Source organism: Pseudomonas sp. P4795 (genome assembly GCF_048822895.1).
Classification (GTDB): Bacteria; Pseudomonadota; Gammaproteobacteria; order Pseudomonadales; family Pseudomonadaceae; genus Aquipseudomonas.
Genome location: NZ_JBMFBT010000005.1, coordinates 140,278 through 165,199, shown reverse-complemented (window position 1 = coordinate 165,199; position 24,922 = coordinate 140,278). Strand labels below are relative to the sequence as shown.

20 protein-coding genes are annotated in these 24,922 nt (G+C 60.0%); 13 read left to right on the top strand and 7 right to left on the bottom strand.

The window, feature by feature from the left end:
• Nucleotides 1–110 precede the first annotated feature (110 nt).
• The 3 genes from ACOI8A_RS15865 to ACOI8A_RS15855 all read left to right on the top strand — a co-directional run bounded on the left by ACOI8A_RS15865 (nucleotide 111) and on the right by ACOI8A_RS15855 (nucleotide 6,851).
• Nucleotides 111–3,386, top strand: coding sequence for a DUF2126 domain-containing protein (locus ACOI8A_RS15865; RefSeq protein ID WP_420647028.1), 3,276 nt, complete (start codon nucleotides 111–113; stop codon nucleotides 3,384–3,386).
• Between the two features lie 88 nt (nucleotides 3,387–3,474).
• On the top strand, nucleotides 3,475–5,961 hold the full coding sequence (locus tag ACOI8A_RS15860; protein WP_420647029.1) for a circularly permuted type 2 ATP-grasp protein: 2,487 nt from the start codon (nucleotides 3,475–3,477) through the stop codon (nucleotides 5,959–5,961).
• Complete coding sequence (locus tag ACOI8A_RS15855; protein ID WP_420647030.1) at nucleotides 5,961–6,851, top strand: transglutaminase family protein; 891 nt, start codon at nucleotides 5,961–5,963, stop codon at nucleotides 6,849–6,851. Before ACOI8A_RS15860 ends, ACOI8A_RS15855 begins: the two co-directional genes overlap by 1 nt.
• A gap of 129 nt (nucleotides 6,852–6,980) precedes the next feature.
• On the opposite strand, the gene ACOI8A_RS15850 is transcribed toward ACOI8A_RS15855, so the two are convergent.
• A complete protein-coding gene (locus ACOI8A_RS15850; RefSeq protein WP_420647031.1) occupies nucleotides 6,981–7,172 on the bottom strand; it encodes a hypothetical protein in 192 nt (63 codons plus the stop codon).
• 113 nt (nucleotides 7,173–7,285) lie between these two features.
• Nucleotides 7,286–7,828: a TIGR00730 family Rossman fold protein gene (locus ACOI8A_RS15845; protein ID WP_420647032.1), complete on the bottom strand. Its 543-nt coding sequence runs from the start codon at nucleotides 7,826–7,828 to the stop codon at nucleotides 7,286–7,288.
• Nucleotides 7,829–8,171: 343 nt separating this feature from the next.
• On the opposite strand from ACOI8A_RS15845, the gene azu reads away from it, so the two are divergent.
• Nucleotides 8,172–8,618, top strand: a complete 447-nt coding sequence (gene azu / locus ACOI8A_RS15840; RefSeq protein ID WP_420647033.1) for an azurin — start codon at nucleotides 8,172–8,174, stop codon at nucleotides 8,616–8,618.
• A gap of 130 nt (nucleotides 8,619–8,748) precedes the next feature.
• On the opposite strand, the gene nadE is transcribed toward azu, so the two are convergent.
• From nadE to ACOI8A_RS15825, 3 genes are all read right to left on the bottom strand, one after another.
• Nucleotides 8,749–9,576, bottom strand: a complete 828-nt coding sequence (nadE, locus tag ACOI8A_RS15835) for an ammonia-dependent NAD(+) synthetase (protein ID WP_420647034.1) — start codon at nucleotides 9,574–9,576, stop codon at nucleotides 8,749–8,751.
• A 4-nt stretch (nucleotides 9,577–9,580) separates the two neighbouring features.
• Entirely contained in the window at nucleotides 9,581–10,804 is a 1,224-nt protein-coding gene (pncB, locus tag ACOI8A_RS15830; RefSeq protein ID WP_420647035.1) for a nicotinate phosphoribosyltransferase, read from the bottom strand.
• 216 nt (nucleotides 10,805–11,020) lie between these two features.
• The gene (locus ACOI8A_RS15825) at nucleotides 11,021–11,932 is read right to left on the bottom strand and encodes a LysR family transcriptional regulator (protein WP_420647036.1); all 912 of its coding nucleotides are present in this window, start codon (nucleotides 11,930–11,932) and stop codon (nucleotides 11,021–11,023) included.
• A gap of 174 nt (nucleotides 11,933–12,106) precedes the next feature.
• Between ACOI8A_RS15825 and ACOI8A_RS15820 the strand changes: the two genes are divergently transcribed.
• From ACOI8A_RS15820 to ACOI8A_RS15780, 9 genes are all read left to right on the top strand, one after another.
• Nucleotides 12,107–13,597 (top strand): aldehyde dehydrogenase family protein, encoded by a 1,491-nt coding sequence (locus ACOI8A_RS15820; protein WP_420647037.1) that lies wholly within the window; start codon nucleotides 12,107–12,109, stop codon nucleotides 13,595–13,597.
• Nucleotides 13,598–13,672: 75 nt separating this feature from the next.
• Nucleotides 13,673–14,956, top strand: a complete 1,284-nt coding sequence (locus ACOI8A_RS15815; protein ID WP_420647038.1) for an NAD(P)/FAD-dependent oxidoreductase — start codon at nucleotides 13,673–13,675, stop codon at nucleotides 14,954–14,956.
• Nucleotides 14,957–15,324: 368 nt separating this feature from the next.
• Nucleotides 15,325–16,458: an ABC transporter substrate-binding protein gene (locus ACOI8A_RS15810; protein WP_420647039.1), complete on the top strand. Its 1,134-nt coding sequence runs from the start codon at nucleotides 15,325–15,327 to the stop codon at nucleotides 16,456–16,458.
• A 146-nt stretch (nucleotides 16,459–16,604) separates the two neighbouring features.
• Complete coding sequence (locus tag ACOI8A_RS15805) at nucleotides 16,605–17,519, top strand: ABC transporter permease subunit (RefSeq protein ID WP_041480712.1); 915 nt, start codon at nucleotides 16,605–16,607, stop codon at nucleotides 17,517–17,519.
• A gap of 3 nt (nucleotides 17,520–17,522) precedes the next feature.
• On the top strand, nucleotides 17,523–18,824 hold the full coding sequence (gene livM, locus ACOI8A_RS15800) for a high-affinity branched-chain amino acid ABC transporter permease LivM (protein WP_420647040.1): 1,302 nt from the start codon (nucleotides 17,523–17,525) through the stop codon (nucleotides 18,822–18,824).
• A complete protein-coding gene (locus ACOI8A_RS15795) occupies nucleotides 18,821–19,693 on the top strand; it encodes an ABC transporter ATP-binding protein (protein ID WP_016985385.1) in 873 nt (290 codons plus the stop codon). Before livM ends, ACOI8A_RS15795 begins: the two co-directional genes overlap by 4 nt.
• A complete protein-coding gene (locus ACOI8A_RS15790; protein ID WP_420647041.1) occupies nucleotides 19,690–20,406 on the top strand; it encodes an ABC transporter ATP-binding protein in 717 nt (238 codons plus the stop codon). The genes ACOI8A_RS15795 and ACOI8A_RS15790 overlap by 4 nt, the downstream gene beginning before the upstream one ends.
• A 728-nt stretch (nucleotides 20,407–21,134) precedes the next feature.
• Nucleotides 21,135–21,899 carry an SDR family oxidoreductase gene (locus ACOI8A_RS15785; protein ID WP_420647042.1) on the top strand — a complete coding sequence of 255 codons (765 nt, stop codon included), beginning with the start codon at nucleotides 21,135–21,137 and terminating at the stop codon, nucleotides 21,897–21,899.
• 194 nt (nucleotides 21,900–22,093) lie between these two features.
• Nucleotides 22,094–22,999, top strand: coding sequence for a cation diffusion facilitator family transporter (locus ACOI8A_RS15780; RefSeq protein WP_420647043.1), 906 nt, complete (start codon nucleotides 22,094–22,096; stop codon nucleotides 22,997–22,999).
• A 7-nt stretch (nucleotides 23,000–23,006) separates the two neighbouring features.
• Here ACOI8A_RS15780 and ACOI8A_RS15775 read toward each other — a convergent pair whose 3' ends face one another.
• Nucleotides 23,007–24,140, bottom strand: a complete 1,134-nt coding sequence (locus ACOI8A_RS15775) for an AGE family epimerase/isomerase (protein WP_420647044.1) — start codon at nucleotides 24,138–24,140, stop codon at nucleotides 23,007–23,009.
• 197 nt (nucleotides 24,141–24,337) lie between these two features.
• Entirely contained in the window at nucleotides 24,338–24,910 is a 573-nt protein-coding gene (locus ACOI8A_RS15770) for a HupE/UreJ family protein (protein ID WP_420647045.1), read from the bottom strand.
• Nucleotides 24,911–24,922 lie beyond the last annotated feature (12 nt).

The following is a 24,922-nucleotide window of genomic DNA, read 5'->3' as shown; positions in this document are numbered from 1 at the left end:
CCGTTTTTGGTGCTGTACTGCCCTGAGCATTTCCGGAAAAGCGCCCAGGCCTGTGCATGGCATAACTCTTGCGCGCTTTCCAATACGCTTAGGCTCGCAGGAGGCACGCCGTGTCGATTCATGTCGCATTGCATCACGTCACGCATTACCGCTACGACCGCGCTGTCGAACTCGGTCCGCAGATCGTTCGCCTGCGCCCGGCCGCCCACAGCCGCACGCGGATTCTCTCGTATGCGTTGAAAGTCTCGCCCGAGCAGCACTTCATCAACTGGCAGCAAGACCCGCAGGGCAACTACCTTGCGCGGCTGGTGTTCCCCGAGAAGACCGACGAACTGCGCATCGAAGTCGACCTGCTCGCGGAAATGGCGGTGTTCAACCCGTTCGACTTCTTCCTCGAACCCTACGCCGAGAAAATCCCCTTCGATTACGCCGCCGATGAGCGCAAAGAGCTGGCGCCGTATCTCGAAACCCTGCCGCTGACCCCCGCGTTCAAGACCTATCTCGACCGGATCGACCGCACACCGCTGCCGGCCGTGGATTTCCTCGTCGCGCTGAATCAGCGTCTGAGCGAAGACATCAGCTACCTGATCCGCATGGAGCCGGGCGTGCAAACCCCGGAACACACCCTTGAACACGCCTCCGGTTCCTGCCGCGACTCGGCATGGCTGCTGGTGCAACTGCTGCGCAATCTCGGACTGGCCGCGCGTTTCGTCTCCGGTTACCTGATTCAACTGACGGCAGATGTGAAAAGCCTCGACGGGCCGTCCGGCACCGAAGTGGATTTCACCGATCTGCATGCCTGGTGCGAAGTGTATTTGCCGGGAGCAGGGTGGATCGGTCTCGATGCCACGTCCGGGCTGTTCGCCGGTGAAGGGCATATCCCGTTGGCCTGCAGTCCCGATCCATCGTCGGCGGCGCCCATCAGTGGTTTGGTCGAACCGTGCGAGACGCAATTCACTCACGAAATGTCGGTGGAGCGGATCTGGGAAGCCCCGCGCGTCACCAAGCCCTACACCGATGAACAATGGCTGGCGATTCAGGCGTTAGGCCGGCAGATTGACGCCGACCTGCTGGAAGGCGATGTGCGCCTGACCATGGGCGGTGAACCGACCTTCGTGTCCATCGACGACCCCGACGGCGCCGAATGGAACACCGCCGCCCTTGGCGCGGACAAGCGCAAACTTTCCGCCGAATTGTTTCAGCGTCTGCGCAAACACTACGCGCCCAATGGCTTGGTGCATTTCGGTCAGGGCAAATGGTATCCGGGCGAGCAACTCCCGCGCTGGTCGCTCAATTGCTATTGGCGCCGCGACGGAGTGCCGATCTGGCACAACAGCGCATTGATTGCCGACGAACAGCAGGACTACGGCGCCGATGGCGCTCTGGCCGGACGCTTTCTGGCGAGTGTCGCCGAGCGTTTGAAGCTGCCGGCGCGATTCGTGTTTCCAGCCTATGAAGACAACTTCTATTACCTCTGGCGCGAGGGGGCGTTGCCGAGCAACGTCAGCGCCGAAGACTCACGTCTGGAGGAGCCACTGGAGCGTGCGCGGCTGCGCAAAGTGTTCAGCCAAGGCCTCGACAAGGTGATAGGACAAGTGCTGCCGCTGGCGCGCACCGCCAAGGGTGATCAGTGGCAGAGCGGCCGCTGGTATCTGCGCGACGAGCACTGCCGGCTGGTGCCCGGAGACTCGGCGCTCGGCTATCGCTTGCCATTGGCTTCGCAGCCATGGGTGAAAGCGGCCGAATATCCGTTTATCCATCCGAACGATCCGAACCAGGACTTCCCCCCGCTGCCCGACACTGCGCAGCTCAGTAACCACGACGCGTCAGCCACGGCTGACGAACGTGTGCCGAAGATCGACGAATCCGCCGACTGGCTGACTCGCACCGCATTCTGTGCCGAGGCGCGCGAAGGCCGTTTGTACCTGTTCATGCCGCCACTGGAGCAAGTCGAGGATTACCTGGAACTGGTGGCGGCCATCGAAGCCACCGCTGAAGAACTGCGCTGCCCGGTGCTATTGGAAGGCTACGAGCCACCGAGCGATCCGCGGCTGAGCAACTTCCGTATCACCCCGGATCCGGGCGTGATCGAGGTCAACGTGCAGCCGTCCGCGACCTGGGACGAGTTGGTCGAGCGCACCGAATTTCTCTACGAAGAAGCTCGACAAACCCGCCTGACCACCGAGAAGTTCATGATCGACGGCCGCCACACCGGCACGGGCGGCGGCAACCATTTCGTCCTCGGCGGCGCGACACCGGCGGACTCACCGTTTCTGCGGCGTCCCGATCTGTTGCGCAGCCTGATCAGTTACTGGCACAACCATCCTTCGTTGTCCTACCTGTTTTCCGGGCTGTTCATCGGCCCGACCTCGCAGGCGCCTCGCGTGGATGAGGCGCGTAATGACGCGTTGTATGAACTGGAAATCGCCTTTGCGCAGATGCCCGAACCGGGTGAGGAGTGCGCGCCGTGGCTGGTGGATCGGCTGCTGCGCAATTTGCTGATCGACGTCACCGGCAACACCCATCGCGCCGAATTCTGCATCGACAAACTGTACTCGCCGGATGGCGCGACCGGACGCCTCGGCTTGCTTGAGCTGCGCGCGTTCGAAATGCCACCGCATGCGCGCATGAGTCTGGCGCAGCAACTATTGCTGCGGGCGCTGGTGGCGCGCTTCTGGCGTGAGCCTTACGCGCCGCCGAAACTCGCGCGCTGGGGCACCGAACTGCACGATCGATTCCTGTTGCCGCACTTCATCGAGCAGGATTTCGCCGACGTCATCGTCGAACTGAACAATGCCGGTTATCCGCTGCGCGCCGAATGGTTTGCCGCGCATCTGGAGTTCCGCTTCCCCAAGGTCGGCGATTACGCCGTCAACGGCATCGAACTCGAGCTGCGACAGACGCTTGAGCCTTGGCATGTGCTGGGCGAGGAGGGCGCGGTGGGCGGCACGGTGCGTTATGTCGATTCATCGCTGGAGCGCTTGCAGGTCAAGCTCAAAGGCTTGCCGCCGCAACGTTATCTGCTGACCTGCAACGGCGTTGCGGTGCCGCTGCAATCGACCGGGCGCGTTGGCGAGTTTGTCGCTGGGGTACGCTTTCGCGCCTGGCAACCGGCCAACTGTTTGCAGCCGACCATCCCGGTGCACGCGCCGCTGGTGTTCGACTTGCTCGACACCTGGATGCAGCGTTCGCTCGGCGGTTGTCAGTACCACGTCGCCCATCCGGGCGGGCGCAATTACGAGACCTTGCCGGTGAATGCCAATGAAGCCGAGAGCCGGCGCATGGCGCGTTTCTTCCGCATCGGACACACGCCGGGAAAACTTCCTGTACCGATTCTGGAAACTACTGACGAGCTACCGATGACGCTCGATTTACGACGTTTCTAAGTCGTACACGACGCCCGGATTTTTCGTATATCCGGGCGTCATGTGCCTGCGTTAGTCTGACCGTTCACTGCTGGCTGCCGAGCTTTCCATGCCTGATCTGCTTGACCGCTACCCGCTGACCGCGGGCACTTACCACGAACTGCTCGACGATAGCGGGGCCGTGCGCCCGCACTGGCGGCGGCTGTTCGACCAATTGCAGCGCAGTACCCCGGCGCAACTGGTGCAGCGTCAGGCATTGCTGGCGCGGCAGATTCAGGAAAACGGCGTCACCTACAACGTGTATGCCGACCCCAAAGGCGCCGACCGCCCGTGGGAGCTGGATCTGCTGCCGCATGTGATCGCGGCGGATGAGTGGCAACAATTGTCCGCCGGGATCGCTCAACGTGCGCGGCTGCTCAACGCAGTGTTGGCGGATCTGTATGGGCCACAGAAGCTGATCAGCGAAGGTTTGCTGCCGGCGGAGCTGGTGTTCGGGCACAACAACTTTCTTTGGCCGTGTCAGGGCATTACGCCGCCTGACGGAGCGTTTCTGCATCTGTACGCCGTGGATCTGGCACGCACGCCGGATGGCCGTTGGTGGGTGACGGCGGATCGTACCCAGGCGCCGTCCGGTGCCGGTTATGCGCTGGAAAACCGCACCATCGTGTCGCGGGCCTTTCCCGAGTTGTATCGCGATCTGAAAGTGCAGCATCTGGCCGGATTCTTTCGGACCTTGCAGGAGACGCTGGCGCGGCAGGCGCCGAGCGACGATGAAGCGCCGCTGATCGTGCTGCTGACGCCGGGGCGTTTCAACGAAAGCTATTTCGAACACCTGTATCTGGCGCGCCAGCTCGGCTATCCGCTGGTCGAGGGCGGCGACCTGACGGTGCGCGATGCCACGGTTTATCTGAAAACCCTCAGCGGTCTGCGTCGGGTGCACGCAATCATGCGCCGGCTCGACGATGATTTCTGCGACCCGCTGGAGCTGCGCACGGATTCGGCACTGGGCGTGCCCGGTCTGCTCGAAGCGGTGCGTCAGGGGCGGGTGCTGGTGGCCAACGCGCTGGGCAGCGGCGTGCTGGAATCGCCGGGTCTGCTGGGGTTTCTGCCGAAGATCAATCAATACCTGTTCGGCGAGGAACTGATCCTGCCGTCCATTGCGACCTGGTGGTGTGGCGAGCCGCCGGTGTTGGCCCAAGCGTTGGAAAAATTGCCGGAGTTGCTGATCAAACCGGCATTCCCCTCGCAAAGCTTCGCTCCTGTGTTTGGCCGGGATCTGAGCGAAAACCAGCGCCAAGAGCTCGCCGAGCGCATGCGTGCACGGCCTTACGCTTATGTCGCGCAAGAATTGGCTCAGCTGTCTCATGCGCCAATCTGGCAGCCCGAGGACGATCAACTGCAACCTCGGGCTATCGGCATGCGCATGTATGCGGTGGCCAGTCGTGACGGCTACCGGGTGTTGCCGGGAGGCCTGACCCGGGTCGCCGCTGATGCCGATGCCGAAGTGGTGTCGATGCAACGCGGCGGCGCGAGCAAGGACACCTGGGTGCTGGGTGACCGACCTCCCAGCGGCGAACAGTGGAAGGCCCAGCGCAATATCGGTGTGCATGATTTGGTGCGGCGCGATCCGTATTTGCCGTCGCGGGTGGTGGAGAACCTGTTCTGGTTCGGCCGTTACTGTGAGCGCTGTGACGACAGTGCGCGGCTGTTGCGCATCATGCTCACACGCTACGTCGACGGCGATGATCCATTGGCCCTGCAAGCAGCGGTGGAACTCGGCGAACGGTTGATGCTGCTGCCCGAAGAAGGCGAACTGCCGGAGCGCTTGCTCGCGGCGCTGCTCGGTGATGACTGGTCGTTCAGCCTGCGCTCCAACCTGCAACGCTTGCAGTGGGCGGCTTCGCAGGTACGCGGCAAGCTCTCGCGGGAAAACTGGCAGGCACTGGTCGAATTGCAGCGCGAAGCTATGGAGCTGGAAACCGCCGATCCAGACTTCGGCGAACTGCTGGATTTCCTCAACCGCTTGGTAATGTCGCTGGCGGCGCTGTCCGGTTTTGCTCTGGACGACATGACCCGTGACGAAGGCTGGCGCTTTTTGATGATCGGCCGGCGGATTGAACGGCTGCAGTTTCTCAGCAGCAGTCTGGCGGGATTCCTGCGCGGTGCCGGGGCGTTTGATCAGGCCGGGCTTGAGTGGTTGCTGGAACTGGGTAACAGCAGCATTACTTACCGCTCGCGCTATCTGGCGGTAGCGCAGTTGATTCCAGTGCTCGACCTGCTACTGCTCGACGAGCAGAACCCGCATGCGGTGCTGTTCCAGCTGAAACTGGTGACGCGCACCGTCAAGCGCTTGAACCAGGACTTTGCCGCGCCTCGCGAAACCGCGCTGCCCGAGTTGGTCGAGCGTCTGGCGCGTTTTGACTTGGGTTGCCTGGAGAATCCTTTGTTCGGCGAAACCAGCGTACGTGAGGCACTCGATGGTCTGGCGGATCTGTTGCAGGAAATCGCCGATGCCAGCGGCCAAGTCTCTGATCGACTGGCGCTGCGTCATTTCGCGCATGTCGATGATGTCAGCCAACGCACGGTGTCCGTCTGATGAGCGCGCATTACCAGATCCTCCACGACACCTGCTACCACTACGACAGTCCGGTGTCCCTCGCTCAGCAATTGGCGCACCTGTGGCCGCGAGAGTGCGCGTGGCAGCGCTGCACTGAACAACAACTGCTGATCAGCCCGCAACCCTCCGCGCGCCGGGATGAGCTGGACGTGTTCGGCAATCCGCTGACGCGGTTGGCTTTCGAACGGCCGCATGATGAATTGCAGGTCAACGCCCGCCTCACCGTTGAAGTGCTGGCGCGACCGGCATTGGATTTCAACCTGTCGCCGGCGTGGGAGCTGACGCGCAATGCACTGACTTACAGCTGCCAGCCGTTGTCCGCTGATGTACTCGAGGCCTGCCGTTATCGTTTTCAGTCACCCTATGTTCACTTGAAGCGCAGCTTCGTCGAGTTCTCTGAAAGTTGTTTTCCAGCCGGAAGACCGCTGATGCTCGGCGTGCAGGCGTTGATGCAGAAGATATTCAGGGAATTCACTTTCGATGCCGAAGCCACCCAGGTCGCAACGCCACTGGTCGAAGTGCTGGAGCGGCGGCGCGGAGTGTGTCAGGACTTTGCGCACTTGATGCTCGCTTGCGTGCGTTCCCGAGGGCTGGCAGCGCGTTACATCAGCGGCTATCTGTTGACACAGCCGCCACCGGGCCAGCCACGGCTGATCGGCGCTGATGCGTCACATGCGTGGGTTTCGGTGTATTGCCCGGTACTGGGCTGGGTGGATTTCGATCCGACGAACAACGTGCAACCGGCACTGGAACACATCACTCTGGCCTGGGGCCGGGACTTTTCCGATGTATCGCCGTTGCGCGGGGTGATTCTGGGAGGAGGGAGCCATGATCCGGAAGTGCGGGTCACAGTGATGCCGCTGGAATAAGGACGATTTATTGTGGGAAGCTTTTGTGGCGAGGGAGCTTGCTCCCGCTCGGCTGCGAAGCAGTCGCGAAAGTTTTGGGGGCGCTGCGCAACCCAGCGGGAGCAAGCTCCCTCGCCACAAATCAATCATTCAAGCGTCAGGCGCCTGCTCTTTCGGTGCATCGGTATCTACGTCTGCAGCATCTTCCGCTGCCACTTCACCGTCAGGGTTCAGTGCTGCTTCTTCAGCTGATTGTTTCTTGCGCTGAAGCTTTTCCTCTTTCTTCTTTTCCTTTTCCAGGTCACGTTGACGTTTGGCGAAGGAGTAATTGGGTTTGGCCATGGGCGATCCTCTTGGGTCGAAGGTGAGGTTGAGCGGCGCGTATTCTGCCCTGTATCGGGGCTCGGCTGTTAGCCGGGTTTTTGATCGACCCACTTCGGCACGACGGTTGGCCGTCATTGGTCGAGGGCATCGAGCAGGGAAAGAGGCGATTCGCTCACTTGCAGCATGTCACGGTGTGGTGCGCGAACGAAGCCTTCGCCGACGATATGGTCAAGAAAAGCCGTGAGTTTGCTGTAGAAACCCTTCACTTCGAGCAGTCCCAGCGGTTTGCCGTGGTAGCCGAGCTGGCCCCAGGTCCAGACTTCGAACAATTCTTCGAGAGTGCCAAGGCCGCCGGGCAATGCGACGAAGGCATCGCTGAGTTCGGCCATCCGCGCCTTGCGCGCATGCATGCCGTCGACCACTTCCAGACGTGTAAGGCTTTTATGGCCGATTTCCTTGTCCATCAGGCTCTGCGGAATGATCCCGATCACTTCACCGCCTGCCGCCAGCGCAGCGTCGGCGACGATACCCATCAAACCCACGGCGCCACCGCCGTAGACCAGGGTCAATTTACGCTCGGCGAGTGCTCGGCCAAGTGCGACGGCAGCTTCGGTATAAGCCGGATCAGTGCCGGCGTTGGCACCGCAAAAAACACAAACGGATTTCAAAGACATGCCTTCCTCCTGGATCAATCAGGCTCACAGGGTAAAGGCTCACAGCGCTCGATCCAAGGACTACGCGTCGCGCTTCGGCGTTTCGTAAGTGCCGCTGGCACCACAGGCGTAAGCGGCAAGCAGACTGCACAACAGGCTGTTGAAGGACATGGCGAAGACTCCGGTAATTAACGATGCGCCGATAATAGGGCGGGGCCAGAGCATTCGCCGGTAGATTGTTTCGATGAGTGTCATAGCCTGAAAGTTGTATACAATTTTTGACGCAGGTCATAGGAACTTGCGAAGATTTCAGGCAGTCTTCCAACCATTAGCGTTTTTGTTAACCCTGCCTTGGAGATTCACCATGTTTTCCAAAGTTATTGCGGTATCCCTGCTGGCGCTGGCCAGCAGCCAATTGATGGCTGCCGAGTGCAAAACCACCATCGACTCCACCGACCAGATGTCCTTCAACACCAAGGCCATCGAAATCGACAAGAGCTGCAAGACTTTCACCGTCGAACTGACCCACTCCGGCAACCTGCCGAAGAACGTCATGGGCCATAACCTGGTGATCAGCAAAGAAGCTGACATGCAGCCGATCGCCACCGACGGCCTGGCCGCCGGCATCGACAAGAACTACCTGAAAGACGGCGACGAGCGCGTCATCGCTCACACCAAAATCATCGGCGCCAAGGAAACCGACTCGGTGACCTTCGACGTGTCCAAGCTCAAGGCCGACGAGAAATATGGTTTCTTCTGCTCGTTCCCGGGCCACATCTCGATGATGAAAGGCACCGTGACCCTGAAGTAATCAGGTTCACCCCACACCCTGTGGGAGCGGGCTTGTCCGCGATGAGGCCATTAGCGTCGATAGATGTTTCGGCCAAAGAAAAAGCCCGCTGAGAATCACTTCTCAGCGGGCTTTTTCATGCATTCATCGATCAAGGCGCGAACGGCATGACCCGTTTGTGATGCGTCTTGTTGTAAGTGTTGACGATGATGTCGAACGCTTCCTGCCGCACCGACTCGCCATGCAGAAACGCATCGATCTCGGCATAGGTCACGCCATGCGACGCCTCGTCAGGCTTGCCCGGCGACAAGTCTTCCAGATCCGCCGTCGGCACTTTCTCCACAAGCGATTCCGGCGCGCCGAAACTGCGCGCAATCGCCCGCACCTGATTTTTCACCAGCCCGCTGAGCGGAGCCAGATCACAAGCGCCATCGCCGAATTTGGTGAAGAAACCCATCACCGCTTCCGCCGCATGGTCGGTGCCAATCACCAGCCCCTGCGCTGCGCCAGCGATGGTGTACTGCGCAACCATGCGCATCCGCGCTTTGGTATTGCCGAGCACGAAATCTACCGATACCGCATGTTTGCCTTCAAACGCTGCCACTTCATTGGCCAGCGATTTGACCGCCGGGCCGATGTTCACCGTGTGGCGTTCATCCGGGGCGATGAAGTCCACCGAAGCCTGGGCATCTTGCTCGTCGAACTGGGTTTCATACGGCAGGCGCACGGCGATGAACTTGTAGGCGTCGTCGCCCGTGCGCTCGCGCAGTTCGCGCATGGCGCGTTGGGCCAGCAGGCCGGCAGTCAGCGAATCGACGCCGCCGCTGATACCCAGCACCAGCGTCTTCAGGCCGGAATTGGTCAGGCAGTCCTGAATGAAGCTGATGCGTCGGGCGACTTCCGTTTCGAGGGCCTGTCGATCGGCGAACGGTGGCTGAACCTTGAGCTGTTCAGCAATCTCACGCTGTACGGCTTGCATGAATTCACTCCTTGCTAGATGTGCTGGAAACGGCAGGAACCTGAAACACATGCCGCAGATAGGCGACGAAATTCGGGTCTTTGCAGTGAGTCTTGCCTGGCTCGTCGGAGATCTTCGCCACCGGTTGGCCGTTGCAGGCGGTCATTTTAAGCACGATGCTCATCGGTTCAACCCCCGGAATGTCACAGGTCAGGTTGGTGCCGATGCCGAAGCTGACATTGATCCGCCCGCGCAGCGCACGGAATATCTCCAGCGACTTGGGCAGCGTCAGGCTGTCGGAGAACACCAGAGTCTTGCTCATCGGGTCGATGCCGAGCTTGTGGTAACGGGCGATGCATTTTTCGGCCCAGATCACTGGATCGCCGGAATCGTGGCGCAGTCCGTCGAAGAGCTTGGCGAAATACAGGTCGAAATCGCTGAGGAAAGCATCGGTGGTGATGCAATCGGTCAGCGCAATCCCCAGCAGCCCGCGATATTCGCGCACCCAGCAATCGAGCGCGGCAATCTGGCTGTCGATCAACCGTGGGCCGAGTTGCTGGTGCGCCATGATCCACTCATGGGCCATGGTGCCCAGCGGTTTCATGTCCAGTTCGCGCGACAGGTGCACGTTGCTGGTGCCGACAAAACGTCCGGGAAAATCGTGCTTGAGCACGCTGACCACTTCTTCCTGTACGCGGTAGGAAAACCGGCGACGCGTGCCGAAATCGGCGACCTGCAACTCGGACAATTCCTCGCTCGAAGCGTTGGCCGTCAGCCAGTCGAACTTTCGATACAGCTGTTCGCGCGCCTGTTCCAGCACGGTTTCGCGATAGCGATAGCGGTTGCGCACTTCGCTGACCAGCGCCAGCAGCGGCACTTCAAACAGAATCACATGCAGCCACGGCCCGCGGATGCGGATAAACAGCTCACCGTTTTCGATGCCGGTATGCAAATAGCGCAGGTTGAAGCGGAACAGTCCGAGAAAGCGCAGGAAGTCCGGCTTGAGGAAGCTGATGCGCTCGAGAAAACTCAACTGATCGGCACTCAGGCTCAAATCCGCCAGGCGCTCGATCTGAAAACGGATCTCGGCCAGATACGGGCGCAGATCCTCACTGTTACGGCAACGAAACTCCCATTCGACTTCGACGTTGGGGTAGTTGTGCAGCACCGCCTGCATCATCGTCAGTTTGTAGAAGTCGGTGTCGAGCAGGTTCTGCACGATGCGATCGGCAAACACGCTCTCGCTCATAACGGGGTCTCCAGACGGGCCGCGCGGTGGCGCGGAAGCAATCAATGGCGCTAGTGGCGCATATCAATGGTGCGTTGTGCCAGCGATTTTTCGTGGCGGATGATCATTGTGGCGAGGGGATTTATCCCCGTTCGGCTGCTAAGCAGTCGTCGCGCTAAGATTTTTGGGGCCGCTGCGCGACCCAACGGGGATAAATCCCCTCGCCACAGGAGTATTTCAAGTCTGGGATTCGGTAGGGCTGTCGATCTGCTCCAGCATCCACTTCACAAAATCGCGCACCTTGGGCACTTCCGCCGAGTGTTCCGGATAAGCGAGGTAATACGCGTCCGTGCTGGGCATTGCATGCTGCCAGGGAATGACCAGTTTGCCGTCGGCCAATTCCTCTTCCACCAGAAACCTCGGTAACAGCGCTACACCGCAACCGACCTGGGCGGCGCGGATGCACATATAGAAGGTTTCGAAGCGCGGACCGTGGTAGCTGTGTTCGGTGTGGTAGCCCTGAGCGTCGAACCATTCGTGCCAGGCTTGGGGGCGTGAGGCGTTTTGCAGCAGCACCAGATCGGTGAGTTGCGTCGGGTCGGTGAACGGTGTGGCCGGCAGGCTGGACGGCGCGCAGACCGGCACCAGCTCTTCACCGAACAACTTCAGGCATTCGGTGCCGGGACGCGCCCCCTGGCCGAAGTAGAACGCCAGATCGCTGCGCCCTTGCAGCAAGTCATCGGCTTCCTGTTCGTTGCACAAGTCCAGATGAATCGACGGATGGCGCAGACGCCAGCCCTTCAGGCGCGGCACCAGCCAGCGCGCGCCGAAGGTCGATGGCGTGGAGACGCGCAGGACTTCGGTCTCGCCGCCGTAGGAGCGCAGGTAATGCGTAGACATTTCCACCTGGGTGAGGATTTTTCGCACTTCCACCAGGTACAAATCGCCGGCCGGGGTCATCTGCAAACGTCGACGTACGCGACGAAACAGCAAGTGCTGCAGCAGTTCTTCCAGCTGCGCCACCTGTTTGCTGACGGCGCTCTGGGTCAGGTTGAGTTCCTCGGCGGCGCGGGTGAAGCTCAAGTGCCGGGTCACGGCTTCGAAGCACTGCAACGCGGTGATCGATGGCAAGTGGCGTTTGTTGAGCATGGCTGATCCTTTTTCTTGTCTTTGTACGGCACGCAACGCGCAGCATGAATAAACGGAATGATATCTCGCTTAATGGTCGTTTGTTGCCTCACCGAAGGAGCGCTACAACTAATGGTCTGCACGGGTGGAAAACAGCGCCCGCACACATTCAGTTTTTTGCTTGAGGAGTGACCCATGGTTGCCGCATTGCTTGATCGTCTAGGTGTGAACCCGGCCCTGTATCAGAACGGCAAAGTGCCGGTGCATTCGCCCGTCGACGGCAGTCGCATCGCGGCTGTGAACTGGGAAGGCGCGGCCGAAGTCGAGCAGCACATCAGTCGCGCAGATCATGCGTTCGAGCATTGGCGCAAGGTGCCGGCCCCGCGTCGCGGCGAACTGGTGCGGCAGTTCGGTGAAGTCTTGCGCGAGTACAAAGCCGATCTCGGCGAGCTGGTGTCCTGGGAAGCGGGCAAGATCACTCAGGAAGGTCTGGGCGAAGTGCAGGAGATGATCGACATTTGCGATTTCGCCGTCGGTCTGTCCCGTCAACTGTACGGTTTGACCATCGCCTCCGAGCGTCCGGGCCATCACATGCGTGAAACCTGGCACCCGCTGGGCGTGGTCGGCGTGATCAGCGCGTTCAACTTTCCGGTCGCGGTGTGGGCGTGGAACACCACGCTGGCGCTGGTCTGCGGCAACCCGGTGGTGTGGAAACCATCGGAGAAAACCCCGCTGACCGCGCTGGCCTGTCAGGCGTTGTTCGATCGCGTGGTGAAGAATTTCAGCGACGCGCCGGCGAATCTTTGCCAGGTGATCATTGGCGGCCGCGATGCCGGCGAAGCGCTGGTGGATGATCCGCGTGTGGCGCTGATCAGTGCCACCGGTAGCACGCGTATGGGCCGCGAAGTGGCACCGAAAGTCGCCGCACGTTTCGCGCGCAGCATTCTCGAGCTGGGTGGCAACAACGCCATGATCCTCGGCCCGAGCGCTGATCTGGACATGGCCGTGCGCGCGATTCTGTTCAGCGCCGTCGGCACTGCCGGTCAGCGTTGCACCACGTTGCGTCGCTTGATTGCGCATGAATCGGTCAAAGAAGAAATCGTCACTCGTCTCAAAGCCGCCTATTCGAAGGTACGCATCGGCCATCCGCTGGAGGGCAATCTGGTCGGCCCGCTGATCGACAAGCACAGCTTCGAAAACATGCAGGACGCGCTCGAGCAGGCACTGAGCGAGGGTGGTCGGGTGTTTGGCGGAAAACGTCAACTCGAAGATCAATTCCCCAATGCGTATTACGTGTCGCCGGCCATCGTCGAAATGCCCGAGCAGAGCGACGTGGTGTGCAGCGAAACCTTCGCGCCGATTCTGTACGTGGTCGGTTACAGCGACTTCCAGGAAGCGTTGCGTCTGAACAATGCCGTGCCGCAGGGCTTGTCGTCGTGCATCTTCACCACCGATGTGCGTGAGGCTGAGCAGTTCATGTCGGCGATCGGCAGCGACTGCGGGATTGCCAACGTCAACATCGGCCCGAGCGGTGCGGAGATTGGCGGCGCGTTTGGCGGTGAGAAAGAGACCGGCGGCGGGCGTGAGTCGGGTTCGGATGCATGGCGCGCTTACATGCGTCGGCAGACCAACACCGTGAACTACTCGCTGGAATTGCCGCTGGCGCAGGGCATTACCTTCGATTGACAGTTCCTCGTTCCCACGCAGTGCGTGGGAACGATCATTTTGGTGTGTTTGGCAGGTTTCTGTTGGAGTCTGGCAATGCCGTTACGCGAAGAATGTCTGTGGGAAAAGCTCACGCCGCAAAGGCCGGATAATGCGGCGCTCAGGAGTGAAGTCAAAGTCGATGTCTGTGTGATCGGCGCCGGGTTTACTGGTCTGTCAGCAGCGCTGCATTTGTTGGAACAAGGCAAAAGCGTCTGCGTGCTTGAGGCGCATCGTGCTGGTCACGGTGGATCGGGGCGCAACGTCGGGCTGGTCAACGCCGGGATGTGGATCCCGCCGGACGAGATCGAAGCCGGCTTCGGCGAAACGGTCGGCAGCCAGCTCAACCGCATGCTCGGTGGCGCGCCGGCGCTGGTGTTCAGCCTTGTGGATAAATACAACATTGATTGCCAGTTGCGCCGCGAAGGCACGTTGCACATGGCGCACAACGCCCGTGGCGAGGCGGATCTGCGCAGTCGCGAGGAACAATGGAAACGTCGCGGTGCCCCCGTCGAGTTGCTCACCGGCAAGGCCTGCGAGCAAGCCACCGGCACCAAAAAAATCGCCGCTGCGTTGCTCGATCGACGCGCCGGCACGCTTAATCCGATGGCTTACACCACAGGTCTGGCCAACGCCGTGCTCAGTCTCGGCGGGCAGATGTTCGATCATTCGCCAGTCACCCGTCTGGAGCGCCAAGGCGCGCAATGGTCGGTGCAGACCGAACATGGTTCTGTTCTCGCCGAGAAAGTGGTGATCGCCTCCAACGCCTACACCGAAGGCGACTGGACCGAGCTCAAGCGCAATTTTTTCCCCGGTTATTACTATCAGGTCGCCTCGGTGCCGCTGACCGAAGACGCCGCGCAGGAAATTCTGCCGGGCGGGCAGGGCTCGTGGGATACCCGGCAGGTACTGAGCAGTATTCGCCGCGACAAAGAAGGCCGGCTGTTGCTCGGAAGCCTGGGCAACGGCAACCAGAAACCGGCCTGGTTCCTCAAGGCCTGGGCCGACCGCGTACAGCAGCATTACTTCCCCAATCTGAAACCGGTGGAATGGGAATGCACCTGGACCGGGCGCATCGCCTTCACGCCAGATCATCTGATGCGGCTGTTCGAACCGGCACCGGGACTGGTCGCGGTCACCGGTTACAACGGACGTGGCGTCACCACTGGCACCGTGGTCGGCAAAGCCTTCGCCGACTATCTGTGCAACGGCAATCCGCAAACCCTGCCGATTCCCTTCGCGCCAATGCAGCCGCTGGCCGGTGTCGGCTTGCGCAGCTGTCTGTACGAGGCCGGATTCTCGCTGTACCACGCGGGCCAATGCCTGCGCATTGTTATCTGATTGTTGAAATATGTTGCCGGAAGCGGCGCTTTTCGATGCAGCGACTAGCCTGTAATGGTGCGGGTTGTAGCAGTTCCGCACCAGCAGTGTGCAGTTCGGTGACGCGGGCTGTTACAGGCTGGTTGCACGTCGTTTGCTGGCGCGGTTGCAATGATGGCGCACGCGGGTTGCGCCTGAAAATATTTACGGTTTCACCTTCCGCGGTTTAGACGGTTGCACGCCCAATGAAAATGGGATCGAAACAGTCGAAATAACAACAAGGCAGCGACTTTTTGCAGAATAAAAAACCGATGGCACGGCGCTTGCTCTGAGCATCCAGTGAACTGAAGTCGCAGTGCCAACTAAAAAAAACCTTGGAGCACCACCTCATGTCCCAGACGTTTTACAAGAAAGGCTTTCTGGCCCTCGCAGTGGCTACTGCGTTGGGTGTTTCTGCGTTTGCACAGGCTGATGTGAAAATCGGTGTCGCCGGTCCGATGACGGGCGCCAACGCGGCATTTGGCGAACAGTACATGAAGGGTGCACAAGCGGCGGCCGATGCGGTCAACGCAGCGGGCGGCGTCAACGGGGAAAAAATCGTACTGGTCAAAGGCGATGACGCCTGCGAACCGAAGCAGGCCGTGACGGTCGCCAAGGACCTCACCAACCAGAAAGTCGCCGGCGTGGTCGGTCACTTCTGCTCCTCTTCGACCATTCCAGCGTCGGAAATCTACGACGAAGCCGGGATCATCGCGATCACCCCGGGTTCGACCAACCCGCAAGTTACCGAGCGTGGTCTGAGCGCCATGTTCCGCATGTGCGGACGTGACGACCAGCAAGGCATCGTCGCTGGCGACTACATCGTCGACGTGCTCAAGGGCAAAAAGGTTGTCGTGCTGCACGACAAAGACACCTACGGCCAAGGCCTGGCAGACGCCACCAAGGCGCAACTGGTCAAGCGCGGCGTTACGCCGGTGCTGTACGAAGGCCTGACCCGTGGCGAGAAAGACTTCAGCACCATCGTCACCAAGATCCGTGGCGCTGGCGCCGACGTCGTGTACTTCGGCGGTCTGCACCCGGAAGCCGGTCCGCTGGTTCGCCAACTGCGTGAGCAAGGTCTGAAGGACGTGAAATTCATGTCCGACGACGGCATCGTGACTGACGAACTGGTGACCACCGCTGGCGGCCCGCAATTCGTTGATGGCGTGCTCATGACCTTCGGCGCCGACCCACGCATGCTGCCTGACAGCAAAACCGTGGTGGACGCTTTCCGCAAGGCCGGTACCGAGCCTGAAGGCTACACCCTGTACGCCTACGCTTCGGTTCAGACCTTGGCTGCTGCGTTCAACGGCGCCAAGTCGAACAAGGGCGAAGAAGCGGCCAAGTGGCTGAAAGCCAACCCGGTGAAAACTGTCATGGGCGAAAAAGCCTGGGACTCCAAGGGCGACCTGAAAGTCTCCGACTACGTGGTTTACCAGTGGGACAAGGATGGCAAGTATCACCAGCTGGAAAAACAGAAGTAAGGGCTGACTTGATCGGCTGATCTCCATAGATCTCCAGTGGAGGTCATCCCGATCCTGACTGACATTGCTCCGACGTATATCTGTATTTTCCTTAGAAGAGCCGCACACTTTCGGGTGTGCAGGTTCTCACTGCGTGAGATTGCGTTATGGATGGTATTTTCCTGCAGCAACTGGTCAACGGCCTGACCCTCGGGTCGGTCTATGGCCTGATCGCCATCGGCTACACAATGGTCTACGGCATCATCGGCATGATCAACTTCGCCCACGGCGAGGTTTACATGATTTCCGCTTACCTCGCGGCAATCAGTCTGGCTCTGCTGGCGTACTTCGGTATCGAATCTTTCCCTCTGCTGATGCTCGGTACGTTGATCTTCACCATCGTCGTCACGGCGGTATATGGCTGGGTCATCGAACGTGTCGCCTATAAACCGCTACGCAACTCCACCCGACTGGCACCGCTGATCAGCGCCATCGGTATTTCGCTGATTCTGCAAAACTACGCACAGATTGCCCAAGGCGCCAAACAACAGGGCGTGCCTACGCTGCTGACCGGCGCATGGCGGGTCGAAGTCGGTACCGGATTTGTCCAGCTGACCTACACCAAGGTGTTCATTCTGATCGCCGCGTTTGTCGGCATGGGACTGCTGACCTACATCATCAAATACACCAAGCTCGGCCGCATGTGCCGCGCCACCCAGCAAGATCGCAAGATGGCTTCGATCCTCGGCATCAACACTGATCGAGTGATTTCCTACGTGTTCATCATCGGTGCAGCCATGGCGGCTCTGGCCGGCGTGCTGATCACCATGAACTACGGCACGTTCGACTTCTACGCCGGCTTCATCATCGGCATCAAGGCGTTCACCGCTGCGGTACTCGGTGGAATCGGCTCGCTGCCCGGCGCGATGTTGGGCGGGATCATCCTCGGCATCTCCGAGTCGCTGTTCTCCGGTCTGGTCAACTCCGACTACAAAGACGTGTTCAGCTTCTCGCTGCTCGTACTTGTTCTGGTCTTCCGGCCGCAGGGCCTGCTGGGCCGTCCTCTTGTGTCGAAGGTGTAAGCGATGTCTGCAACCACTGAAAAATCCATTGATATCAAAAAGAGCCTGGTTGAGGCGATTCTGGCCGGTCTGATTGCCCTGATCGTTTTCGGGCCGATTGTCGGCGTCGTACTCGATGGCTACAGCTTCAACCTCGAAACCACCCGCGTGGCGTGGATCATCGCCATCGTCATGGCCGGCCGGTTTGCCCTCAGCCTGTTCCTGCAAACGCCGAAAGGCCTGAAGATTCTCGACGGATTCGAGAGCACCGGCTCCGGTGTGCATGTGTTGCCCGCCGATCACAAATCCAGCCTGCGCTGGATCATTCCGCTGCTGATTGTGCTGGCGGTGATCGTACCGTTCGTTTCCAACTCCTATCTGCTGGGCGTGGTCATCCTTGGGTTGATCTATGTGCTGCTGGGGCTGGGGCTGAACATTGTGGTCGGTCTGGCCGGTCTGCTCGACCTCGGTTACGTGGCGTTCTACGCCATTGGCGCCTACGGTCTGGCGCTCGGTTATCAGTACCTGGGGCTGGGTTTCTGGACGGTGCTGCCGCTGGCGGCGATCACTGCAGGGCTGGCGGGGTGCATCCTCGGGTTTCCGGTGTTGCGCCTGCACGGTGACTATCTGGCAATCGTGACCCTCGGTTTCGGTGAAATCATTCGTCTGGTGCTCAACAACTGGCTGTCGCTGACCGGAGGCCCAAACGGCATGCCGGCGCCGCTGCCGACGTTCTTCGGTCTGGAGTTCGGCAAGCGCGCGAAGGATGGCGGGGTGCCGTTCCACGAGTTTTTCGGCATCGCCTACAACCCGGACGTGAAGTACTACTTCATCTACGCGGTGCTGTTCCTGGTGGTGCTGGCCGTGCTGTACATCAAACATCGTCTGGTGAAAATGCCGGTCGGTCGCGCCTGGGAAGCGCTGCGTGAGGACGAGATTGCCTGCCGCTCGATGGGCCTCAATCACGTGCTGGTCAAGCTCTCGGCGTTTACCATCGGTGCGTCGACTGCAGGTCTGGCCGGGGTGTTCTTTGCCACCTACCAAGGCTTCGTCAACCCGACCTCGTTCACTTTCTTCGAATCGGCACTGATCCTCGCCATCGTCGTGCTCGGCGGCATGGGTTCAACCATCGGCGTGGTGATTGCAGCGTTCGTGCTGACGGTTGCTCCGGAATTGCTGCGCGGCTTCGCTGAATACCGCGTGTTGCTGTTCGGCATCCTGATGGTGTTGATGATGATCTGGCGACCACGCGGGCTGATCCGCATCAGCCGGACCGGGGTCAAACCACGCAAAGGGGCGATTCACTACGAGAGGGCTGCGCCATGAGTGAAGTCGTTCTCTCTGTGGAAAAACTGATGATGCACTTCGGTGGCATCAAGGCTTTGAGCGATGTCAGTCTGAAGGTCAAACGCAACTCGATCTTCGCCCTGATCGGCCCCAACGGTGCGGGCAAGACCACGGTGTTCAACTGCCTGACCGGGTTCTACAAAGCCTCCGGCGGCAAGATCGAGCTCAACGTGCGCGGCCAGCAGACCAACGTGATTCAACTGTTGGGCGAGTCGTTCAAACCGACCGACTTCGTTTCGCCGAAAAGTTTTCTCAGCCGTATGTACTACAAAATGTTCGGCGGTACCCATCTGGTGAACCGCGCAGGCCTGGCCCGAACTTTCCAGAACATTCGTCTGTTCAAGGAAATGTCGGTGCTGGAAAACCTGCTGGTGGCCCAGCACATGTGGGTCAACCGCAACATGCTCGCCGGCATCCTCAACACCAAGGGCTATCGCAAGGCCGAGAGCGACGCGCTGGACTGCGCGTTCTACTGGCTGGAAGTGGTCGATCTGGTGGATTGCGCCAACCGTCTGGCCGGTGAACTGTCCTACGGCCAGCAACGCCGTCTGGAGATCGCCCGGGCCATGTGCACGCGTCCGCAGATCATCTGCCTCGACGAACCGGCCGCCGGCCTCAACCCTCAGGAAACCGAAGCGCTGAGCGCGATGATCCGGCTGCTGCGCGACGAGCATGATCTGACCGTGGTGCTGATCGAACACGACATGGGTATGGTCATGAGCATTTCCGATCACATCGTTGTACTGGACCACGGCATCGTCATCGCCGAGGGCGGACCAGAGGCAATTCGCAACGATCCGAAAGTGATTGCTGCGTATCTGGGCGCCGATGAAGAGGAGCTGGTATGACGCAACCCATCCTCGAACTCAAGGAGCTGGACGTGTTTTACGGGCCGATTCAGGCCCTGAAAAAAGTCTCGCTGCAGATCAATGAAGGCGAAACCGTGAGCCTGATCGGCTCTAACGGTGCTGGCAAATCCACGCTGTTGATGTCGATCTTCGGTCAGCCGCGCGCGGCCAGCGGGCAGATCCTCTACCAAGGTGTGGACATCACCCACAAGTCATCGCACTACATCGCCTCCAACGGCATCGCGCAATCGCCGGAAGGGCGGCGGGTGTTCCCTGACATGACCGTCGAGGAAAACCTGCTGATGGGCACCATTCCGATTGGCGACAAGTACGCCAAAGAGGATATGCAGCGCATGTTCGCGCTGTTTCCACGGCTCGAAGAACGTCGCACGCAACGGGCGATGACCATGTCCGGCGGCGAGCAGCAGATGCTTGCCATCGCCCGCGCGTTGATGAGTCGGCCGAAGTTGTTGCTGCTGGATGAGCCGAGCCTGGGGCTGGCGCCCATTGTGGTGAAACAGATCTTCGCCACCCTGCGCGAACTGGCGAAAACCGGCATGACCATTTTCCTCGTCGAGCAGAACGCCAACCATGCGTTGAAACTGTCCGACCGGGCGTATGTGATGGTCAACGGCGAGATTCGCCTGTCGGGCACCGGCAAGGAATTGCTGGTGAACGAGGAGGTGCGCAACGCCTATCTGGGCGGGCACTGAATTCTCCGCAGTTATAAACAGCCCCGCGACGCAAGTCCCGGGGCTTTTTTACATCTGAATTTCGAGGAGTTTCTGAAATTGTGGAAAACAAATTCGCCAAGCTCGTAAAGCGCGACATAAAGACGCTGCAAATGGCTGTTTTTGCACAGTTTTGACTTGTCCCCATTCGCTGTGGAGCTGGCTGTGAATAACGTGGGAGTAGCTGGCTGAAAGCCTCTGAAACCGTGGCTTGCAGGCTTGTGGTTGTTTTTTGATCAGACGTTTTCTGGTAAGCAGACGCTTCGCTTGTCAACCTTTTTATAGGCGACGAAAATCGGTGAAGGGCTAGTGCATCAACCTGTGGATAAGTCTGTGATTAAACTCTGGAAAGACTGCGCTAAGGGCCGTGATTGCTGGCCTCGCGCAATCACGTCCATGAGCGGGTAGTCGTGCAAAATGCCCTGTCCCGCACATCCCTCGGTTCAGGGTCAAGCAAAAAACTTTCAAAATCCTGCGCGAAGCCTTGTGTGGCGGGGCTTTGCGCTTTTGCACTTGCCCCCGTTATCTGTGGAGCAGACTGTGGATAACATGCGCGCACATGGCTACAGCCCGCGCAGGCTATGGCGCTCAAGGCGTTGATCGTTTTTTGTACAGGGTTCGGTGGTTGCCTGTGATTGCCGGGCCGGGCATGCTGCCCGCTGATGGTCCATTTCAATGGCTGCCACGGCGGTCGAAGTCAGGAGAACACGATGTCCAACACCCTGTTTATCACCGGCGCTACTTCCGGTTTTGGTGAAGCCTGTGCCCGTCGTTTTGCCGAGGCTGGCTGGAAACTGGTGCTGACCGGTCGTCGTGAAGAACGCCTCAATGCGCTGTGTGCCGAGCTGTCGAAGCAGACCGAGGTGCATGGCCTGGTGCTGGATGTGCGTGATCGCAAGGCGATGGAGGAGGCGATTGCCAACCTGCCGCCATCGTTCGCTAAACTGCGTGGCCTGATCAACAACGCCGGGCTGGCGCTGGGTGTCGATCCGGCCCCCAAGTGCGACCTCGACGACTGGGACACCATGGTCGACACCAACGTCAAAGGCCTGATGTACGCCACTCGCCTGCTGTTGCCGCGCCTGATCGCCCATGGCCGTGGCGCCGGCATCGTCAACCTCGGCTCGATCGCCGGCAACTACGCGTATCCGGGCAGCCACGTGTATGGCGCGACCAAGGCATTTGTTAAACAGTTCTCGCTGAACCTGCGTTGCGACTTGCAGGGCACTGGCGTGCGCGTCAGCAACATCGAGCCGGGCCTGTGCGAGAGCGAGTTCTCACTGGTGCGCTTTGCTGGCGATCAGGCGCGCTACGACGCGACTTACGCGGGTGCCGAGCCGATCCAGCCGCAGGACATCGCCGAGACGATTTTCTGGGTGATGAATGCGCCGGCGCATATCAACATCAACAGCCTTGAGCTGATGCCGGTGAGTCAGACCTGGGCTGGCTTCGCCATCGAGCGTAACAAGGCTTAAACACAAAACCCTGTGGCGAGGGGGCTTGCCCCCGTTGGACTGCGCAGCAGGCCCTGCTATTTGGGGGGGCGCTTCGCACCCCAACGGGGGCAAGCCCCCTCGCCACAAAAACGATCTAAACCGGCAGTAAGGTAAACTCCCTCCCCGCAACCCCACCGCACCCCTGCGGTTTTCAAGGTTTTCGAGGAGTTAAAGTGAGTAACCGAGGTGAGCAGTCGCTGCTCAAACAATCCACCCTTCTGATGTTTGCCGTATCGATCGCCGGGATCGTGACCGGTTTTATTTCTGGTGCCGAATCCATCCTGTTCGATGGTTTTTTCTCGCTGATCGCGACCTTCATCAAAGTGCTGATGCTGATCACCGCCAGGTTGATCGCCAAGCAAAGCAACCACAGATTTCAGTTCGGTTTCTGGCATCTGGAGCCGATGGTGCTGCTGATCGAAGGCAGTTTCCTGTTCTTGATCGCCATCTATGCATTTCTCAACGGCGTGTTCGGCATCATCAGCGGCGGGCGTGAAGTCGAGCTGGGCATGGTGATCATCTATGCGGCCGTGTTTACCGTCATAGAGTTCGCCTACTTCTTCTACATTCGTCACCGCAATCGCAAGATCAAATCTACGCTGATCCAGTTCGACAACATCAGTTGGCTGGTGGACGCGATGCTTTCTGTCGGCCTGCTGGTGAGTTTTCTCACGGCGTTGTTGCTCAAGTCCCAGGGCTATGACGAGTGGGCGCTTTACGTCGACCCGTTGATCCTGATTCTGCTGGCCCTGAGCATGCTCGCCCCGGCGTTCAAAATTGTGCGCCCGGCATTGCGTGATGTGTTGGGGATCGCCCCGAACACGCTGGATGAACAGGTGCGCCAAGTAATGGAGGCGGCGAAAGTCGAGCATGGATTCGACGATTACATGTCCTACGTGCAGAAGCACGGCCGGGCGCGGTTCATCGAGATTCATGTGATTTTGCCGTCGGATTATCGGCTGGAGAGCGTCGGCCAACTCGACGTCTTGCGTGAGGATATCTCGGCCAGATTGGGCAAGCCGGATGCCGCCCGATGGCTGACCATCAGCTTCACCGGCGACAAGAAGTGGGTCGCCTGACTGTAGGTCAGCGCAGGTATTCAGCCAACCCGCGATAGCAGGTCGCAAGGTGATACGGCGTGGTCGACGGCATGTCCTTGCGGCTGACCTCGCCCTGTTCGTCGCGACACTCATACCAGCCCCCCGCATGCAGGAAGTGCTGTTGCAGCGCCAGCAATTGGCGCAGCACAGCGGCTTCGGCATTGGGGCGCAAGGTCAGCGCCCGCAGGTATTCAGCCTGCGCCCAGATGCGTTGGGTTGAATCCTTCGGCCGTCCATCCAGCTCCAGATCGAGCATCGCCCGTACGGCACCGGATGGCTCGACCACGCCGAACTGCTCGGTGAACGCAAACGCCCGATCCAGATCCGCGTGCAGTTTCGAATCGCGCAGCAGTGGCGAGGATTCGAGCAGGAAATACCATTCGAACTGATGCCCCGGCTCGTACCAGTTATCCACAGCGCCCAGCGGTTTCTCCATCAACACGCCGTATTGCGGATCGACGAATTGCTTGTGCATGGCTGTGCATAACTCGCTCAACGCTTTCTGCGCCGCCGGGTCTTCACGCACCGCGATGGTCGCGAGGAATGCTTCGGCAAGATGCATCAGCGGATTTTGCAGCGGGCCGGTTTGCAGGGTTGCCCAGTCGCGCTCAAGACAGGCTTCGAAGAGGCCATCGCCAGTGGCGAAGCGTCGGCCGATGACTTCCAGCGCAGCGTTCAAGGTCGATTGAACCAGCGGCTCACGGGATTTTTCCCAGTAATGCGCGCAGGCGAACAGGATAAACGCGTGGGTGTACAGATCCTTGCGCTGATCCAGCGGTTTGCCCTGTGGATCGATGCTGTAGAACCAGCCGCCGTGCTCGGCATCATGAAAGTGCCGGTGCAGGGACTGGAACAGCGCTGCCGCGCGAAGCTCGGCGTTATCCACAACCCCGATCAGGCTGGAAAACAGATACAGCTGCCGCGCACAGGCCATTGCGCGATAGCGCTGCGGTGGCAGTGGTTGATGCGCGGCGTCCAGCGCCTCATAAGGCAATGCCATGTCGGCATTCCAGCCCGGGCCTTGCCAGAGCGGCACGATCACGTCGAGAAAGTGCTGGTGCACGTCGCCGAACAGGGCGGTCAATTCAGGCTGGGAGGCAGAGCGGGAAGCGTGGGGCATGGGCGGACGTCGTCACGGCAGGGGCGATTGCGCGACATGGTAGCAGAGAGACTGGCATTAGAGACTCGGTGTCTGTCAGGCCACGATCCCTGTAGGAGCTGCCGAAGGCTCGGGCCGCGATCGGACGATCTTTTGATCTAAAAAAGCAAAAATCAAAAGATCGCAGCCTGCGGCAGCTCCTACAGGTGGTGTGTCGATTACCCGGCCAGCAACCACGCACCAGTCACCGCCGAAGCCGCTCCGGCCAGGCGCACCAACGGCGCCGCCGCTTGAGGCAGCACGCGCACCACGCCATAACCCGCCGCGTGCAGCGCAGCCGTCGCCACCACAAACCCCGCCGCATACGCCCAAGGACTGGACATCTCCGGCAACTCCAGCCCATGCGCCACGCCATGGAACAGCGCAAACACCGCCGTCGCCGCAACCGCCATCATCAGCGGCGGACGCACTGCCAGCGCCACCGCCAGACCCAGCGCCAGTACCGATGCCGCAATCCCGCTTTCCAGTGCTGGCAACTCCAGTCCTTCAAACCCGAGCATGCCGCCAATCAACATGGTGCCGACGAAAGTGCACGGCAGCGCCCAGCGCGCGGCGCCTTGTTGCTGCGCAGCCCACAGGCCTACCGCGAGCATTGCCAGCAGGTGATCGAGGCCGCCAATCGGGTGGCTGATGCCGGCGATCAGGCCGGTGTCGCCATGCCCCGGATGGGCGAAAGCCAGCGCCGGGGTCAGCAGCAGCGCGACTGCGCCGAGAATGCGTTTGAGTGTCATGAATAAGCTTCC

What these genes read in the sequence shown, in the direction of transcription:
- ACOI8A_RS15860 (WP_420647029.1), top strand. Translation starts at nt 3,475, where the DNA reads ATGCCTGATCTGCTTGACCGCTACCCGCTGACCGCGGGCACTTACCAC.
- ACOI8A_RS15855 (WP_420647030.1), top strand. Translation starts at nt 5,961, where the DNA reads ATGAGCGCGCATTACCAGATCCTCCACGACACCTGCTACCACTACGAC.
- ACOI8A_RS15850 (WP_420647031.1), bottom strand. Translation starts at nt 7,172, where the DNA reads ATGGCCAAACCCAATTACTCCTTCGCCAAACGTCAACGTGACCTGGAA.
- ACOI8A_RS15845 (WP_420647032.1), bottom strand. Translation starts at nt 7,828, where the DNA reads ATGTCTTTGAAATCCGTTTGTGTTTTTTGCGGTGCCAACGCCGGCACT.
- azu (WP_420647033.1), top strand. Translation starts at nt 8,172, where the DNA reads ATGTTTTCCAAAGTTATTGCGGTATCCCTGCTGGCGCTGGCCAGCAGC.
- nadE (WP_420647034.1), bottom strand. Translation starts at nt 9,576, where the DNA reads ATGCAAGCCGTACAGCGTGAGATTGCTGAACAGCTCAAGGTTCAGCCA.
- pncB (WP_420647035.1), bottom strand. Translation starts at nt 10,804, where the DNA reads ATGAGCGAGAGCGTGTTTGCCGATCGCATCGTGCAGAACCTGCTCGAC.
- ACOI8A_RS15825 (WP_420647036.1), bottom strand. Translation starts at nt 11,932, where the DNA reads ATGCTCAACAAACGCCACTTGCCATCGATCACCGCGTTGCAGTGCTTC.
- ACOI8A_RS15820 (WP_420647037.1), top strand. Translation starts at nt 12,107, where the DNA reads ATGGTTGCCGCATTGCTTGATCGTCTAGGTGTGAACCCGGCCCTGTAT.
- ACOI8A_RS15815 (WP_420647038.1), top strand. Translation starts at nt 13,673, where the DNA reads ATGCCGTTACGCGAAGAATGTCTGTGGGAAAAGCTCACGCCGCAAAGG.
- ACOI8A_RS15810 (WP_420647039.1), top strand. Translation starts at nt 15,325, where the DNA reads ATGTCCCAGACGTTTTACAAGAAAGGCTTTCTGGCCCTCGCAGTGGCT.
- ACOI8A_RS15805 (WP_041480712.1), top strand. Translation starts at nt 16,605, where the DNA reads ATGGATGGTATTTTCCTGCAGCAACTGGTCAACGGCCTGACCCTCGGG.
- livM (WP_420647040.1), top strand. Translation starts at nt 17,523, where the DNA reads ATGTCTGCAACCACTGAAAAATCCATTGATATCAAAAAGAGCCTGGTT.
- ACOI8A_RS15795 (WP_016985385.1), top strand. Translation starts at nt 18,821, where the DNA reads ATGAGTGAAGTCGTTCTCTCTGTGGAAAAACTGATGATGCACTTCGGT.
- ACOI8A_RS15790 (WP_420647041.1), top strand. Translation starts at nt 19,690, where the DNA reads ATGACGCAACCCATCCTCGAACTCAAGGAGCTGGACGTGTTTTACGGG.
- ACOI8A_RS15785 (WP_420647042.1), top strand. Translation starts at nt 21,135, where the DNA reads ATGTCCAACACCCTGTTTATCACCGGCGCTACTTCCGGTTTTGGTGAA.
- ACOI8A_RS15775 (WP_420647044.1), bottom strand. Translation starts at nt 24,140, where the DNA reads ATGCCCCACGCTTCCCGCTCTGCCTCCCAGCCTGAATTGACCGCCCTG.
- ACOI8A_RS15770 (WP_420647045.1), bottom strand. Translation starts at nt 24,910, where the DNA reads ATGACACTCAAACGCATTCTCGGCGCAGTCGCGCTGCTGCTGACCCCG.